The 14,803-nt window shown below is 71.1% G+C and carries 15 protein-coding genes; 3 read left to right on the top strand and 12 right to left on the bottom strand.

The window, feature by feature from the left end; all coding sequences use genetic code 11:
* Positions 1-9: 9 nt before the first annotated feature.
* The 6 genes from ABFX81_RS17680 to ABFX81_RS17655 all read right to left on the bottom strand — a co-directional run bounded on the left by ABFX81_RS17680 (position 10) and on the right by ABFX81_RS17655 (position 6,642).
* A complete protein-coding gene (locus ABFX81_RS17680; RefSeq protein ID WP_086848891.1) occupies positions 10-2,646 on the bottom strand; it encodes a SpoIIE family protein phosphatase in 2,637 nt (878 codons plus the stop codon).
* 252 nt (positions 2,647-2,898) lie between these two features.
* Positions 2,899-3,330, bottom strand: coding sequence for an ATP-binding protein (locus ABFX81_RS17675; RefSeq protein WP_086848889.1), 432 nt, complete (start codon positions 3,328-3,330; stop codon positions 2,899-2,901).
* A gap of 136 nt (positions 3,331-3,466) precedes the next feature.
* The gene (locus tag ABFX81_RS17670) at positions 3,467-3,904 is read right to left on the bottom strand and encodes an NUDIX domain-containing protein (RefSeq protein ID WP_086848887.1); all 438 of its coding nucleotides are present in this window, start codon (positions 3,902-3,904) and stop codon (positions 3,467-3,469) included.
* 144 nt (positions 3,905-4,048) lie between these two features.
* On the bottom strand, positions 4,049-4,243 hold the full coding sequence (locus tag ABFX81_RS17665) for an SPOR domain-containing protein (RefSeq protein WP_059417982.1): 195 nt from the start codon (positions 4,241-4,243) through the stop codon (positions 4,049-4,051).
* A gap of 341 nt (positions 4,244-4,584) precedes the next feature.
* Entirely contained in the window at positions 4,585-5,337 is a 753-nt protein-coding gene (locus ABFX81_RS17660; protein ID WP_086599965.1) for a GntR family transcriptional regulator, read from the bottom strand.
* Positions 5,338-5,484: 147 nt separating this feature from the next.
* The gene (locus ABFX81_RS17655; RefSeq protein ID WP_086848885.1) at positions 5,485-6,642 is read right to left on the bottom strand and encodes a septum formation family protein; all 1,158 of its coding nucleotides are present in this window, start codon (positions 6,640-6,642) and stop codon (positions 5,485-5,487) included.
* A 74-nt stretch (positions 6,643-6,716) separates the two neighbouring features.
* Between ABFX81_RS17655 and ABFX81_RS42215 the strand changes: the two genes are divergently transcribed.
* The gene (locus ABFX81_RS42215) at positions 6,717-6,941 is read left to right on the top strand and encodes a hypothetical protein (RefSeq protein WP_086848884.1); all 225 of its coding nucleotides are present in this window, start codon (positions 6,717-6,719) and stop codon (positions 6,939-6,941) included.
* Positions 6,942-6,960: 19 nt separating this feature from the next.
* Here the strand turns inward: ABFX81_RS42215 and ABFX81_RS17645 are convergent, their stop codons facing one another.
* Complete coding sequence (locus ABFX81_RS17645; RefSeq protein ID WP_086848882.1) at positions 6,961-8,541, bottom strand: S8 family serine peptidase; 1,581 nt, start codon at positions 8,539-8,541, stop codon at positions 6,961-6,963.
* Between the two features lie 458 nt (positions 8,542-8,999).
* Positions 9,000-9,134 carry a hypothetical protein gene (locus ABFX81_RS17640; protein WP_428837188.1) on the bottom strand — a complete coding sequence of 45 codons (135 nt, stop codon included), beginning with the start codon at positions 9,132-9,134 and terminating at the stop codon, positions 9,000-9,002.
* A 172-nt stretch (positions 9,135-9,306) separates the two neighbouring features.
* Here ABFX81_RS17640 and ABFX81_RS17635 point away from each other — a divergent pair, with 172 nt between their 5' ends.
* On the top strand, positions 9,307-10,323 hold the full coding sequence (locus ABFX81_RS17635; protein WP_086848880.1) for a TauD/TfdA family dioxygenase: 1,017 nt from the start codon (positions 9,307-9,309) through the stop codon (positions 10,321-10,323).
* 75 nt (positions 10,324-10,398) lie between these two features.
* Here ABFX81_RS17635 and ABFX81_RS17630 read toward each other — a convergent pair whose 3' ends face one another.
* Positions 10,399-10,920, bottom strand: coding sequence for a YbaK/EbsC family protein (locus tag ABFX81_RS17630; protein WP_086848877.1), 522 nt, complete (start codon positions 10,918-10,920; stop codon positions 10,399-10,401).
* A 42-nt stretch (positions 10,921-10,962) separates the two neighbouring features.
* Positions 10,963-11,607, bottom strand: a complete 645-nt coding sequence (locus ABFX81_RS17625; RefSeq protein WP_086848875.1) for a response regulator — start codon at positions 11,605-11,607, stop codon at positions 10,963-10,965.
* A gap of 148 nt (positions 11,608-11,755) precedes the next feature.
* Between ABFX81_RS17625 and ABFX81_RS17620 the strand changes: the two genes are divergently transcribed.
* Positions 11,756-12,961: a sensor histidine kinase gene (locus ABFX81_RS17620; protein ID WP_346138307.1), complete on the top strand. Its 1,206-nt coding sequence runs from the start codon at positions 11,756-11,758 to the stop codon at positions 12,959-12,961.
* A 39-nt stretch (positions 12,962-13,000) separates the two neighbouring features.
* On the opposite strand, the gene aroH is transcribed toward ABFX81_RS17620, so the two are convergent.
* On the bottom strand, positions 13,001-13,405 hold the full coding sequence (gene aroH, locus ABFX81_RS17615; RefSeq protein ID WP_086848872.1) for a chorismate mutase: 405 nt from the start codon (positions 13,403-13,405) through the stop codon (positions 13,001-13,003).
* Positions 13,402-14,796 (bottom strand): class II 3-deoxy-7-phosphoheptulonate synthase, encoded by a 1,395-nt coding sequence (locus ABFX81_RS17610; protein ID WP_086848909.1) that lies wholly within the window; start codon positions 14,794-14,796, stop codon positions 13,402-13,404. Before ABFX81_RS17610 ends, aroH begins: the two co-directional genes overlap by 4 nt.
* Between the last annotated feature and the right edge of the window lie 7 nt (positions 14,797-14,803).

Below are 14,803 nucleotides of genomic sequence, written 5' to 3'. Positions count from 1 at the left end.
CGGTTGCGATCAGAACAGGCTCAGCAGCGCCTCCGCCGGGTCGGTCAGGCCCGTTTCGCCGCCGGGGAGGGGCAGTTCGAACCAGACCGTCTTGCCCCGGGGTGTGCGGCGGGAGCCCCATGCCGCGCTGAGGAGGCCGACCAGCTGGAGGCCCCGGCCGCCCTCGTCGGTGTCGCGGGCGCGGCGGCGGCGGGGCTGGACCAGGCCGGAGTCCCAGACCTCGCAGACCAGGGTGCGGTCGAGGAGGAGCCGCAGGCGGATCTCGCCCTCGCCGTAGCGCAGGGCGTTGGTGACGAGTTCGCTGACCAGCAGCTCCGTGGTGTCGACCAGGGGTTCCATGTCCCAGCTGATCAGCTGGGCACGCGCGTACTCGCGGGCCCGGCCCACGCTGCGCGGCTCGCGCGGCAGGGTCCAGTCACCGACGGACTCGGTGGGCAGGCCCTGTACACGTGCCATCAGCAGCGCGATGTCGTCCTCGCCGTGATGGGTGTCGAGGGTGTTGAGGACGTGGTCGCAGACGTCCTCCAGCGGCTGGGTGGGGTCGGACAGGGTGCTGACGAAGGCCTGGAGCCCTTCGTCGAGGGGGTGGTCGCGGCTTTCGACCAGTCCATCCGTGTAGAGCGCGAGCAGGGCACCCTCGGGGAGTTCGACCTCGACCTCCTCGAAGGGCTCGCCGCCGACGCCGAGCGGCAGGCCCGGCGGCACGTCGAGCATCAGGGCCGGCTCGCCCGGTTCGACCAGGACGGGCGGCAGATGGCCCGCGTTGGCGAAGGTGCAGCGCCGGGTGACGGAGTCGTAGACGGCGTAGACGCAGGTGGCGAGGTACACCTCCGACAGATCCGCCTCCCGGGGGCGGCGGGCCGCCCTGGTCGCCTGCTGGACGCCGCCGGGGGCGCCGAGGCCGCGGGCGATCTCGTCCAACTGGGAGAGCACCTCGGCCGGTTCTATGTCGAGCTGCGCCAGGGTGCGTACCGCCGTGCGGAGTTCGCCCATGGCGACGGCGGCGCGCAGGCCGCGGCCCATGACGTCGCCGACGACCAGCGCGGTGCGGTGCCCGGGGAGTTCGATGACGTCGAACCAGTCGCCGCCGACCTCGCTGGGCCGGCCGGTGTTGGCGTTCCCGGGCAGATAGCGGCAGGCGATGTCGAGACCGGAGGCCTCCGGGTCGCCGGGCGGGAGCAGGGACCGTTGCAGTATCAACGCGCGTTGGTGCTCGCGCCGGTAGAGGCGGGCGTTGTCGATGCAGACGGCGGCGCGGGCGGCGAGTTCGACGGCCAGGTCCCGGTCACGGTCGCCGAAGGGCTCGCTGCCCTTCGTACGGGCGAACTGCACGAGCCCGACGACGGTGTCGTGGGCGACCATCGGCACGGCGAGCGTGGACTGCACGAGTCCGCCGTCCTCGCCGGGGACGGTCTGCGGGCGGGCCGTGCGCAGGGCGTCCGCGCAGGGCGAGTTGAACGGGTAGTGGTGGACGGCGCCGACCGCGACGGGCACGCCGGTGCCGGTGAAGGGAGCGTCGGAGACGGCGCTGGCGAAGGCCACCCGGCGCAGTTCGGCGCTGCCGTCGGCGAGCCCGGGCGGGGTCTCGTCGCCGACCAGCAGGCCCTGGTAGAGGTCGACGGTGGCCAGGTCGCAGAAGCCGGGCACGACGACGTCGAGGAGCTGCCGGGCCGTGGTCTCCAGGTCGAGGGAGTTGCCGATGCGGGCGCCGGCCTCGTTCAGCAGGGCGAGGTTGCGCCGGGCGGCGGCGGCCTCGCGGGCGGCGGCGCGGCGCGAGGTGATGTCCGTGCCGAGCCAGGCGATGCCGATCGGCCTGCCCGAACCGCTGTGCACCCGATAGAGGTTGACGGACCAGTGGCGGCGCTCGTCGGAGCCCGGCACGAAGCCCGTGACGTGCATGTCCGTGATGGAGTTGCCGGTTTCCAGCACGCGGCGCAGCGTGGCGGCGACCCGCTCGGCCTCGCCGCGCTGGAGGTAGTCGTGGACGCCCTTGCCGCGGTGGTCGTCGGGCTCGCCGCCGAAGACGGAGGCGAACCGGTGGTTGGCGCGGCGGACCCGCAGGTCGGCGTCGATCAGCAGGAAACCGAACGGGGATTGACCGAAAATGGCCTGCGAGGCAGCGAGGTCGGTCTCGATGCTGCGCAGCGTGCGCACGTCGACGACGATGCAGACGGCGGCCTTCTCGCCGTCCTCGGTGCGCGTCGGCATGACGTACACCTCGGCGAGCCCCTCGCGTCCGCACTCCCCCTCGGCGTCCTTCGGCATCCGGAAGGGCACCACACCGGTCCACTCGCGGCCGTCGAGGATCTCCGCCATCTTGCGCAAGCCCCGCTCGTGCAGGCGGGGGTCGATGAACGTCTCGATGGGGTCCATGCCCACGGCGCGTTCGGCGGGAATGCCGAACAGGTGCTCGGCGCGCAGACTCCACTGGTCGACGAGCCCGTCGGGGCCGATGGAGAAGGACGCGACCTTGATGTAGTCGTAGATGGATCCCGGGGGACTGCTCTGCCACATGGCGTCCCCGGGCTGCACCCCGTCAGCCGCGAGCGCACCTCCCACCGCGGAGGCCAGGCCGTCCGCGGCCATCGCCCTAGCGCCCGCCGACGGGTCCTCGGACTCCGTCGCCTTCGCTGGTATCTCGCTCACGCGAACCGTCCCCTCCAGCTCACCGCGTCCGGCACCGGTCACCGGGGGCGGCTGCCCGCAGTATCCAGCACTACGGTGCCGCACAACACGGTGTTCACGATCACAGCACGGTCCCGATGGTTTTCGGTCCGGACCGTGACAACACTTCCAGTCTTCTAACCAGGGGACACGGCGTCGAATCCCGTCCGTCGCCAACCGCCACTGGCCTGAACCATTCGCTCGACAGCGGCGGGGCGGACGTACACCGATTTTTCACTCCGGAACCGCGAGTTCGAACCACACGGTCTTGCCCACGCCGCCGGGCCGGGTGCCCCAGCGACGGCAGGAGGAGGCGACCAGTTGGAGCCCGCGGCCGCTCTCGTCCTCGGGCCGGGCGGCGCGCTCGCGGGGCGGGTCCGGGAGCGGGTCGGAGACCTCCACCAGGAGGACGCCGTTCAGTTCGGAGGGGCGGACCAGGCGGACGCCGATGGGGCCGGTGGCGTGCCGCAGGGCGTTGGTGACCAACTCGCTGACCAACAACGCCGTGAGGTCGGCGAGGCTGTCGAGGCCCCAGCCGCGGAGCCGGCCGCGGACGGCCTGCCGGGCGGTGCGCACGGCGCCCGGCTCGGCGGGAAAGGTCCACTCGGCGCGGTCACCTTCGGTGTCGATCACGCCGATCACTTCCCCGGCAGCGAACCCGCCCATGTCCGGTTTCATGGGGTTAATGGGCACATACCCGATATTCGGGGCGGAGTACCGCACGAGGCAGCGCACTGTGGCACGAAAGGCGTAAGGGGCGCCCGTATGGCCACTTTCGAGCCTCGCCCGCCCCCGGTTGGCCTCAGGCGCCGGGCACTTCTCCGGTGCCGGGGCCGCCGAGAGGCCCCAGGTGCGCGAGGGTCCGCCGTACCGCGGGCACGTCCTGGTCGAGCCAGTCCACGTCCCAGATCTCGCCGGGGCCGAGCCAGCGCAGTTCGTCGTGGTCCTGAAGGGGCTTGGGGGCGGCGGAGCCGGGCCGCAGTCGCGCGGTCCACACGTGCAGGACGTACGGCGACTTCAGCGGCCACTCCCCCGGGACACGCCCGCCGGCCTCGGCGTCGACGCCGAGTTCCTCGCGCAGCTCCCGCACCAGCGCCGCGTCGACTGTCTCCCCCGGCTCGACCTTGCCGCCGGGCAGCTCCCAGCGCCCGGCCAACTCGACGGGCGCGCTGCGCCGGGCGGCCAGCAGCCGCCCGTCGTCGACCAGCGCGGCACCCACGACGACGATCCGCTCACTCATGCGGGGAGCCTAGGCCCTGTCGTCACATCCCCGTCGTCCGCCCGAAGGGCGGGTGCATGGCGTCGTGGGGCAGGCGGGAATTTGACGACAGGGCCTACGGGAGCGCGGCCGGGCACCGGCTCTTCGGCGCAGGCCCGCCCGAGGTCAGTCGTGCGCCCCGCCCTGCCCGTTCTGACCGAGCCGCTCGACCCAGTACAGCTGCTTGTGGCCACGGCCGTCGAGACTGTCCGCGATCTTCTGGGCCTCGGCCCGGGTCGCGTACCGGCCGACCCGGTAGCGGTTGCCGTTGTCGTCCTCGCGTATCACGAGCCAGGGAAGAGTGATCGTGCTGTCGTTCATCGCGCCCCTCCACTTCCCACTCGCGGCCTGTGCCGTGCCCCACCCGATAAGGAAACCGCAATGCGCATATGCCCGAGCCTACGCCTAACCTTCACGCAGCGAATACGGCTTTTCACAAAGAGGTACGCAACCAGCCAGAACGCAGGGGGCGCACGACAACGAACGCGCCGTCCGCGCACGTCGGCGCACTCGGTCGGAGGCATACCGCATGCGCCGACGCCGACCTGCGAGAACGACGGCCGGCCCAGGGAGGCGAACCACCCCGGCCGAGGACGGCTCCCGCGGTGGTCGTGTGAGCGGGGCGCGCGGGGAGCGCGCCACGGGGCGGATGTGAGCGTTCGCTACTTGACCGGAAGGTGGTAGGCGACCCGGTACCGATCAGCCGGGATGACCACGTCGGCCGTCTCGACCGCGCGGCCGGAGGCGTAGAACGTGCGCTGGATGACCAGGACCACATGGCCGGGGACGCCACCGAGGACGAGCAGCTCCTCCGCGAGCCCGGGGCGGGCGCCGACCTCCTCGGTGACGTTGTCCACGATCACGTCGATCGCGCGCATGCGCTCGACGACGCCCATGCCGCCGAGCGGGCCCTCCTCCGGCAGCATCACCGGCGTACGGCCCGTGACGGCGAGCGGCTCCCAGGACGTGGAGAGCATCATCGCCTCGCCGCCCTCGCGGTAGAGGTACCGCGTGCACATCACGCGCTCGCCCGGCTCGATGCCCAGCCGTTCGGCGACCGCGACACTGGCCTCGGACTGCTCGCTGCTGGACTCCCAGGTGCCGCGCCCCTCGCCGTCGGCCTGCTCCTGGCGGAACGGCGTGGCCCCGCCGGTCGGGCGGTATCCGGAGCGGGCGATGCGCCGGGGCACGGGCCGCTCGCGCACGTACGTCCCCGAGCCGGAGCGGCCCTCGACCAGGCCCTCCGCCATGAGCACCTTGCGGGCCTCCAGGGCGACGGTGTCCGAGACGCCGTACTCCTGGCGGATTCTGGCTTGGGAGGGGAGGCGGGTGTGCGGAGGGAGCTGACCGTCGACGATCTTCTTGCGGAGATCACCCGCGACGCGCAGGTACGCCGGTTGCTCACCGAATGTCACTGGCCGCTCCCATCAGGTTGTACAGACAGCAACAGCGTGGCAACCGTAGGTTGTGCGGTGCAAGCAAAGGCCAGAGAATCACTCGATGTGATGACATGGTGGCCCCGAGGGCTTTACGCAGGCACTTTCTCCCCGTTATAGCCGCCGTCACACCTCGGCTTCGGAGTCCCCGCCCTCGGTCCCGCCCGGGGTCGGCGGGGCCGTCGCGAGACCGAGGGCCTTGCGCGCGGTGACGGTCGCCGGGCCGTCGACGTACTCGTACGCCTTGTCGTAGTGCGTGTAGTACGTGTCCGGGTCACGGGCCGTGCTCGCCTTCGACCACTGCGCGCGGGCGTCCTCCATGTCCTTCACCAGGTCGGCGACGGGCTGCTGGGCGGTGGACTGCCAGACGTGCCCGCGCAGTGCCTCGATCTGTTCGCCGAGCGCGTCGTCCATCCGCCCCGCCCAGGCCCGGTGGCCGGCCAGGTCGTCCTCGGGGGTCTCCTCCGGCTCCTCGTACAGCGCCGCGTCGACGGCGTTGGCCGTGGACAGGAAGACGACCTGGTCGCTGTCGAAGGTGGTGGGGTCGCCGCGCAGGGAGCCGGTCAGCTTGGCCTTCGCGTCGGTGTTGCCGAAGACGCAGTTGATCGCGCGGTCGCCGTAACGCCAGCTGTCCCTCGACGGCAGGAGGTAGTACACGTCGACGTCGGCCGGCATCGCCCAGGAGTCCATGGCGTACTTGTCCTGGAGCTCGTAACACCGCTCGTCGGCGATGTCGGTGACCTCCGCGTCGCCCGGGAACGCGCCGCCCGGCAGCGTGACGACGGCGAACACCTCGCCGTCGTGCCTGCCTTCGCAAAGCACCGGGTCGACGTCGTAGGTGTCGCCCTCCAGACCGCCGGGCGCGTCGAAGCAGTCGCCCTTCCTCAGCGACAGACTCTCGTTGCCCCGCGCCCCGTCCTTGAATTTCTCCCAGGCGTCCGACGCGGCACCCGTGGACAGCGTCACCGTCCACAGCACGATCCCGACGGACGACAGCACGGCCCCGGCGATCGCCATCCCCCGGCCGCTCTGGCCGTTCCGCCCGATCTGCCGCAACGCGACGAGCCCCAGCACGAGCCCCACGGCGGGCACGAAGCAGAGCACGCCGAGCGCGAGCGCGGCGACGGCGAGCGCGTTGACGGAGACCGGCGCGCCGTACGGGCGGCCGGCGGGGCCGTGGTGACCCCAGGGGCCGTACCCCTGGGCTCCCTGGTGCCAGTTCGCAGGCGGCGGGCCGTACGGATCCTGGGGCTGCTGGTTCCCAGGGGGCGGGGGTATCGACACGGGTACGGTGCTCCTGGCTGAGGCGGTGGGAGAGAGCGGCCGTGCGAAACCGACGACGTACGGCTGGGCGCATCTTGACGTGCTCCCTGGCCTGGAGTCCAGGGAGTCCGGGCTGGGTCGGCTGCCCCTTCCGTCCGCTTCCCGGTAGTGAGCCCCACGCGCTGGTCCTGCGCCGCCCCTTCGGCTTCCTGGCCGTGCACCGCGAGACGCGCCTCGTCCTCGCGGCGGGCCGGGTCACCGACCCGAAGCCCTTCCCGGAGGACGAGGACGCCTACCTGCCGGACACGTCAGGAGACTGACGGCCGGTCACGAACGAGGTCAGAACTGGAGCGCCCAGGCGTCGATCCGCCCGGTGTCGAAGCGGGCGTTGTCGCTCACGCGCAGCTTCCACGTGCCGTTCGCGGCCTCCGAGGAGGCGTTCACGGTGTACGTGGTGTCGATGTTGTCCGCGCTGCCGCCGGTGCCGTACGCCTTGAGCGTGTACGCCGTGCCGTCGGGGGCGATCAGCTGGACCTGGAGGTCACCGATGTAGGTGTGGACGATGTGGACCTCGACGGCCAGGGCCGAGGGCGCGTTGCCGGAGACGCCGGAGACGGTCACCGGGGACTCGGCGGTGGCGTTGTCGGCGATGGCCTGGTCCGCGGTGTTCTCGAAGCGCGGGCCGGGCGGGGTGGTCGTACCGCCGCCGACGTACAGGAGGCGGTTGGGCGAGCCGGTGCCGGGGCTGGTGACGACGCCGGTCGTGGCGGCGGCCGTCAGCGCAGCGGAGACCTGCGCGGGAGTGGCCGTGGAGTTGTCGGCCAGGTGCAGGGCGGCGGCTCCGGCGACGTGCGGGCTCGCCATCGACGTACCGGAGATGGTGTTGGTCGCCGAGTCGCTCGTGCTCCAGGCCGAGGTGATGGACGAGCCGGGCGCGAACAGGTCCAGGACCGAACCGTAGTTGGAGTAGCTCGCCTTCGCGTCGCTCGACGTCGTCGCGCCGACCGTGACGGCCTCGGTGACGCGGGCCGGGGACCGGGTGGAGGCGTTGGTGGACTCGTTGCCCGCCGCGACGACGAAGGTGACGCCGGAGGTGATGGCGTTGCGTACGGCCGTGTCGATGGCGGTGTCGCCGGGACCGCCGAGGGACATGTTGGCGACGGCCGGCTTCACGGCGTTCCGGGCGACCCAGTCGATGCCCGCGACGACCTGGGCGGTGGTGCCCTGGCCGGAGTTGTTGAGCACCCGGACGCCGACGACCTTGGCCTTCTTGGCGACGCCGTAGGCACCGCCGGCGACCGTGCCGGCGACGTGCGTGCCGTGGCCGTGGCCGTCCTGGGCGGTGTTGTCGTTGTCGACGGCGTCGTAGCCGTAGGAGGCGCGGCCGCCGAAGTCGCTGTGCGTGATGCGGACGCCGGTGTCGATGACGTACGCCGTGACGCCCTCGCCCGCCTTGTCCGGGTAGGTGTACGAGCTGTTCAGCGGCAGGTTCTTCTGGTCGATGCGGTCCAGGCCCCAGGACGGCGGGCTGGGCTGGGTCCCGGTGATGCGGAACGTCCTGTTCTGGACGACGGAGGCGACGGCCGGGTCGGCGGCGAGACGTTTCACCTCGGTCTCGGAGGCCTCGACCTCGTAGCCGTTCAGGGCCTTGGTGTACGTCCGCTCGATGTCGGCGCCGTACTTGTGCGCCAGGGCCCGGCCCTCGGCGGAACCGGCCTTCCGCGTCTTCAGGGTGACGATGTAGCTGTCGGCGACGGCGTTCGCCGCGCCCTCGTACTGGATGCGCCCTTCGGACGCGGCCGGGGCCGCGCCGGCGGGGAGGGCGGAGACGAGGCTCGCGACGAGCGCCGCGGTGGCCGTCGCGCCGAGCGCGGCCAGTCTTCGCCGGGTGGATCCGTGGGGAGTACGCATCACTGCCATCTGAGGGGTCCTCCTCAATCGGTGGTGCGCTGTGGGGTGTGGTGCACGCCCGTCGGCCGCCCGAGAGTCATGGTCATGTCAATCAACGGACGGCATCCGCGCGTCAGCGAAAGATTGAGCCCTCCACAGGAATTGCACAAGGGCCCTGCGCGAGGGAGTCCTGCCAGGGGCCGCTCACGTCGGCGGGGAGCGCGCGACGAGCGGCCGATGGGCGTCTGGGGGCGGCCAGTTGGTGGCGCCCCAGTCGAAACCGGCCACCGCGCTGCCCGTTCGACGCAGACGGACGATGCGATGGAAACGGGTAGGCGCGCGGCTGTGCAGGCCCCCAAGGCACCCTGACCGTCCCGCCGTTGCGCGTGCCACGGCCGGCGCCCTCCCTCGATCGCCCGTCTGCCGCGGCTTTCGCGCGGGGCACGCCGTCCGCGCACCGGGCGACCGGCGCACCCGTCCGGCGGCGCCTACTCCTCGGGGCAGGACAGGCCCTGGCCGAGGCCGCCGTCGACCGGGAGCTTCGCCCCGGTCGTGTACGTCGCGCCGACGGCCAGGTACAGCGCGGCCCGCGCGACCGGTTCGAAAAACCAGATGACCAGCACGTCAGCAAGCAGGGCATGCGCCGACTGGGTAACGGCTTCTCGTTTTCCAGGATGGGGAGCGGTTCATCGCCAAGCGTTTTCGTCTGCGCCTTAAGCGTCTGGAGAAGTAAGGCTCACGGCGGCGAGGATGGCCGGGTGAACTGACTCACTTCCGAACGGGGTAGGGCGGACCATGCCAGAATCGCGCACCACACCACTCCCGGAGACCACCCAGCAGGGTCTCCCCGTGTCCTACGTCGAACGCTCCGGCACGCTGCTCCCCATGGTCTCCGCCTCGGCCCGGGACCACGACCCGCACGCGTGGCTCCTCGCCCACCGGGACGAACTGCGCCGGCTCGTGCTGCGGCACGGAGCGCTACGGATATCCGGCGCGGGCCCGGCCGGCACGGAGCAGCTCTCCGACGTCGCGGCCGTACTGGGCGGCAGCGCTCTGCGGTACACCGAGCGCTCCACGCCTCGGTCCCAGGTCGCGGCCACGGTCTACACCTCCACCGACTACCCGGCCGATCAGCGGATCCCCCAGCACAACGAGAGCTCCTACTCGACCCGCTGGCCGGATCACCTGTTCTTCCTCGCCGCCCGCGCGGCGACATCGGGCGGCCAGACCCCGGTGGCGGACAGCCGTGCGGTGCTCGACGAGCTGCCCCCCGAGCTCGTCGCGCGGTTCGCCGAGCTCGGCGTCCGCTACACGCGGGCGTACCACGACGGCGTAGGACTGTCGTGGCGTGAGGCCTTCCAGACCGAGGAGCGCTCCGACGTCGAGGCGTACTGCCTTTCCAGCGGCATCGAGTGGGAATGGGACGGCGACATGCTGCGCACCAGTCAGGTGCGCCCGGCCCTCACCACCCACCCGGTCACCAGGGCAACCGTCTGGTTCAACCAGGCCCATCTGTTCCATGTCGGCTCGCTGCCCAAGGCCACGACGGAGGCACTGCTCGCGCTCTTCGACGAACGGGATCTGCCGAGGAACGCCTACTTCGGCGACGGCAGCCCCATCGGTGAGGACGTACTCGCGGAGATTCACGCGGCGTTCGAGCGGACATCCGTGAGTCCCGACTGGGAGGAAGGGGACCTCCTCATGGTCGACAACGTGCTCGCGAGCCACGGTCGTGCCCCCTACGAAGGCGACCGCACGGTTCTGGTGTCGATGACCGCCGCCGACTGGGACGACTGGCGGGCGCTGAGCTGACAGCGGAACCCGCAACCCTCTGTCCCCCTGCCGTCGCGAATGGCAGGAGGACAGAGGGTTTTCGCGTCTCGGCCTTCAGACGACTTCACTGATCGATTCCGCTCGCGGGCGGGCAATCCGTACATAATCTCGAACATCGAGGGCCACGGACAGCGCCAAATCCGCAGCATTGAAGAAGATTTCCTCATGCTCAAGCAGTGCGGGGTCCACCACCAATTCCAGGTCCGGATCGAAGGTGAAGGGAACAATGGAGCCGCTGACGCAACCGGTCAGCCGCTCCGCGGTCACTCGGTCCGCGAAGGCGGCACGACGGCCCGCCCACAACTCCCGTATGCCGTCCAGGGCGACCCGCCGGTCGCCGGGCACCACCGCCAGGACGTACCGGGAGGAATTACGGGTGATCTTCACCCGGACGACGATGCACTTGGCGGCCTGCTCCAGTGGATGTCCCCGCAGTGCGCTGACCAGACCCGTGCGGCCCTCCGGCGGATGCGGTATCAGCCGGTGCCGCGCCTCGTGCCGGCGCAGCAGCGCGAGCAGGCGTGTCCGAGCGGACTCCTCCCGCGCGGGCAGGTCACAGCGGCTCTCAGCGGTCATGGTCCCCCTCCGGCCGTTCGGACCACTGCGGGCCCGTCGGTCCTACTGGTTCTTGCGCAGCCCCGCCTCCCACACCCAGGCCGCGATCCCCACCCGGTTGCGGACCTTCAACTTGCCTTGCAGGTTGGCGAGATGGGTCTTCACGGTGCCGGGCGAGATGAACAGCTCGGCCGCGATGTCGACGTTGGTGAGGCCGTCGGCGACGAACTGGGCGATCTCCAGCTCGCGCGGCGTCAGCTGCACCTGCCGGCTCAGGTCCCGCTGCGGCACGGTCAGGCTGCGCAGGAGCCGGGTGGTGATCTGCGGGCTGATCAGCGAATCGCCCTCGACCGCGGCGCGTACCGCCTCCACCAGCAGGGCCGCCCCGGACCGCTTGAGGAGGAAGCCATAGGCACCGGACCGCAGCGCCGAGTGCACATACTCGTCCAGGTCGAAGGTGGTGACCACGACGACCCGGACGGTGGGCACTTCCTCCGCCAGCCTGCGGGTGAGTTCCAGGCCGTCCATGCAGGGCATCTGGATGTCCGCGAGCAGAACGTCCGGCCGTAACCCACGGGCCAGTTCGAGGGCCGTCTCGCCATCGGCCGCCTCGCCGACGACTTTCATGTCTGGCTGGATTTCGAGGATATGGCGAAATCCTTCCCTCACACTTCTTTGGTCGTCCGCGATTACAATGTTCGTCGTCATGCGGTGATCCTCGCACGCTGTAAAGTCCAATCATGTGATGAAGAAGATTTTCTTCTTAGGGCGGCCTTTCCGGACGTTGGTCAGGCCCGTTGCGGCTGCGCTCCTCTCGGTCGGGGCCATATCGTTCGCCGCGACCGAGGCAGGTGCGGTGCATCCGCTCATCCGCGGCTCCACCGTCCTGGCGTTCCTCGCCACCGTGACACTCACGCTGTGGCAGCCCGCGTCCCGGCCGTGGCGGCTGTGGACGACAGTGCCGGTCGCGTGCGCCGGTTCACTGTGGGTGACCCTCCGCTATCAGGGGCCCGCCGACAACGAAACGGCTCAGTGGATCCTGGCGGAGACGCTCGCGTTCCTCGTGCTCGCCATTCCTTCCGTACGGCACCCGAAGCAGGGCTATGCGGCGACCGTGGCGTTCGGGCTCTTCTTGACGATCGCCGTGATCCCGCTGCGCATCTCGCTGACCCTCAACCCCCCGGCCGAGCAGCGCGAGACCGTGGGGCTCTGCGTGATCTGGGGCGTCGCAGCGGGGCTCTCGATCGGCGCGGCCTGCTATCTGCGCTCCCTCGACAGCCGTCGCCAGATCGCCGTGGCGGCCGAGCGCCGGGCCCAGAGGCTCTCCGTGGCGAGGGACCTGCACGACTTCGCGGCCCATGACGTGACCGGCGTGATGGTGCTCGCCCAAGCCGCCAAAGCGCTCGCGAAGGAATCCCCGGAGCGGGCCCTCGCGCTGCTTCCGCAGATCGAGACCGCCGGGGTGCAGGCGCTGCAGTCCATGGACCGGACGATCCGGATCTTCAGCGAGCTGGACGGCGGCCGGGACGGTGACCGTGGCAGCGGAAGCGAGCGGGTGAGCCCGGACACGAAGACGGCCGGTACCGGCCGCGCGAGCGATCCGGGCGCACAGGTCGGGGCGGGGCAGGCGGAGCACTCCGGGCCGCGGCCCTCGCTCCGCGTGGAGGAAGTGGCCACTCTCGTCGACCGGTTCAGCAGTACGGGGACGATCCCCGCCCGCCTCGACCTCGCCCCGGGCGTCCTCGACGGGCTGCCGCCGCAGATCAGCTCGGTCGGATACCGCGTGGTCATGGAAGGACTCACCAACGTACGGCGGCATGCCGCATCGGCGTCCCAGGTGATCGTGGACGTAAGGCACACGGACGACGGGGACGGGCTGCGGATCTCCGTCACCGACGACGGCGACGGCCAGCCCCCCGGCATCGCGGCCACCGAGCGCGAAGGGGGCGGCACGGGCATCGCGGACCTCGGCCGCCGGGTCGAGGCGGTCGGCGGCACCTTCATGGCCGAGGCGCGGCATCCCGTGGGCTGGCGCGTGACGGCGGTGCTGCCGTTCCGGTGACCCGTCGGCGGCGCATGGCCGTCCGGCTTCGAGCGGCGGTCAGCCGGCATCGGCTCGGCCGTGTTCGGTGCGTGTGGGGTCGGGGCGGGCGAGGTCGGGGCGCAGCTCGGCCGCGCCGCCCAGATAGACGTGGCGGATCTGGCTCTTCCCCCGGTCGGTCTCGACATGGGCGAGGAGCCGCACCGTGCGCGGCAGCGCGCCCTTGACGTCCAGCTCCCGCGCGCACATCAAAGGCAAGTCGACCAGCCCGAGTTCACGTGCCCCGGCAGCCGGGAACGCGCTCACCAGGTCCGGGGTGGCCGTGAACACCATGCTGATCAGGGCGTCGGGATCGAGGGCGTTGGCGCTCATGACCTCCTTGATGAGCAGTTGCACACCGTCGCGCAGGAGGCCGGGATCGTCCCGCTCCACCTGCACCGCACCACGTATCGCCCGTACGCTCATGTCCCGCTCCGCAACGTCTGCCGCACCGGCTGCCCGGCGGTGGCCCGGAAGACGCAGTCGGCGACGAGGAAGGCGAGGTCGAGGGACTGGCTGCGGTTGAGCCTCGGGTCGCAGGCGGTCTCGTAGCGTTGGTGCAGGTCCTCCACGAGGATCTCGTCACCGCCGCCCACGCACTCGGTCACGTCGTCCCCGGTCAGCTCGATGTGAATGCCGCCCGGATGGGTGCCGAGGGCCTTGTGCACCGCGAAGAAGCCCTTCACCTCGTCGAGCACGTCGTCGAAGCGCCGCGTCTTGTGCCCGGATGCCGCCTCGAACGTGTTGCCGTGCATCGGGTCCGTCACCCAGGCCACCTGCGCCCCCGACGCGGTGACCTTCTCGACCAGGGCCGGCAGCCGGTCGCGGATCCTGTCCGCGCCCATCCGCACGATGAACGTCAGCCGTCCCGGCTCCCGCTGCGGATCGAGCCGCTCGACATAGGCGACGGCCTCCTCCGGAGTCGTCTCCGGGCCCAGCTTGATTCCCAACGAATTGCGGATCCTCGAGGCGAAGTCGATGTGCGCGCCGTTCAGCTGGCGGGTTCGCTCCCCGATCCACACCATGTGCCCCGAGGTGTCGTACGACTCGCCGGTACGCGAGTCCGTGCGCGTCAGCGCCGCCTCGTAGTCGAGGAGCAATGCCTCGTGCGAGGCGTAGAACTCCACCGCCCGTACACCGTCCGGGCCGGCGCCGCACGCCCGCATGAAGCTCAGCGCCTTGTCGATCTCGCCGGCCAGTCGCTCATAGCGCTGCCCGGACGGCGACGACCGCACGAAGTCCCGGTTCCAGGCGTGCACCTGGCGCAGGTCCGCATAGCCGCCGGTGGTGAAGGCCCGCACCAGATTCAGCGTGGCGGCGGACGCGTGATACATCCGCCTCAGCCGCTCCGGATCCGGGGCCCGTGCCGACTCGGTGAAGGCCAACCCGTTGACCGCGTCACCCAGGTACGCCGGCAGCGTCACGCCCTGCCGGGTCTCGGTCGGCTGTGAGCGTGGTTTGGCGTACTGCCCCGCGATCCGCCCCACCTTGACCACCGGCACCGACGCGGCATAGGTGAGGACCGCGCTCATCTGAAGCAGTGTCTTGAGCTTGTTGCGGATGTGCTCCGCCGACACCGCGTCGAAGGCCTCCGCGCAGTCCCCGCCCTGCAACAGGAACGCCTCGCCCCTGGCCACCTCGGCGAGCCGGGCCCGCAACCGGTCGCACTCGCCCGCGAAGACGAGCGGCGGATACGAGGCGAGGTCCGCGATCACCTCGTGCAGCGCCTCGGCATCCGGATACGAGGGCTGGTGCGCGGCGGGAAGATCTCGCCAGGAGTGCCGGACTCCCGGGCTCCGTTCGGCGGTACGGACCACCGGGTCC

The sequence above is a fragment of the Streptomyces coeruleofuscus genome (assembly GCF_039532725.1).
In the GTDB taxonomy this organism is placed as follows: domain Bacteria; phylum Actinomycetota; class Actinomycetes; order Streptomycetales; family Streptomycetaceae; genus Streptomyces; species Streptomyces coeruleofuscus.
Note: the sequence above shows the minus strand (reverse complement) of the source record. Positions and strands in the feature narration are given on the sequence as shown.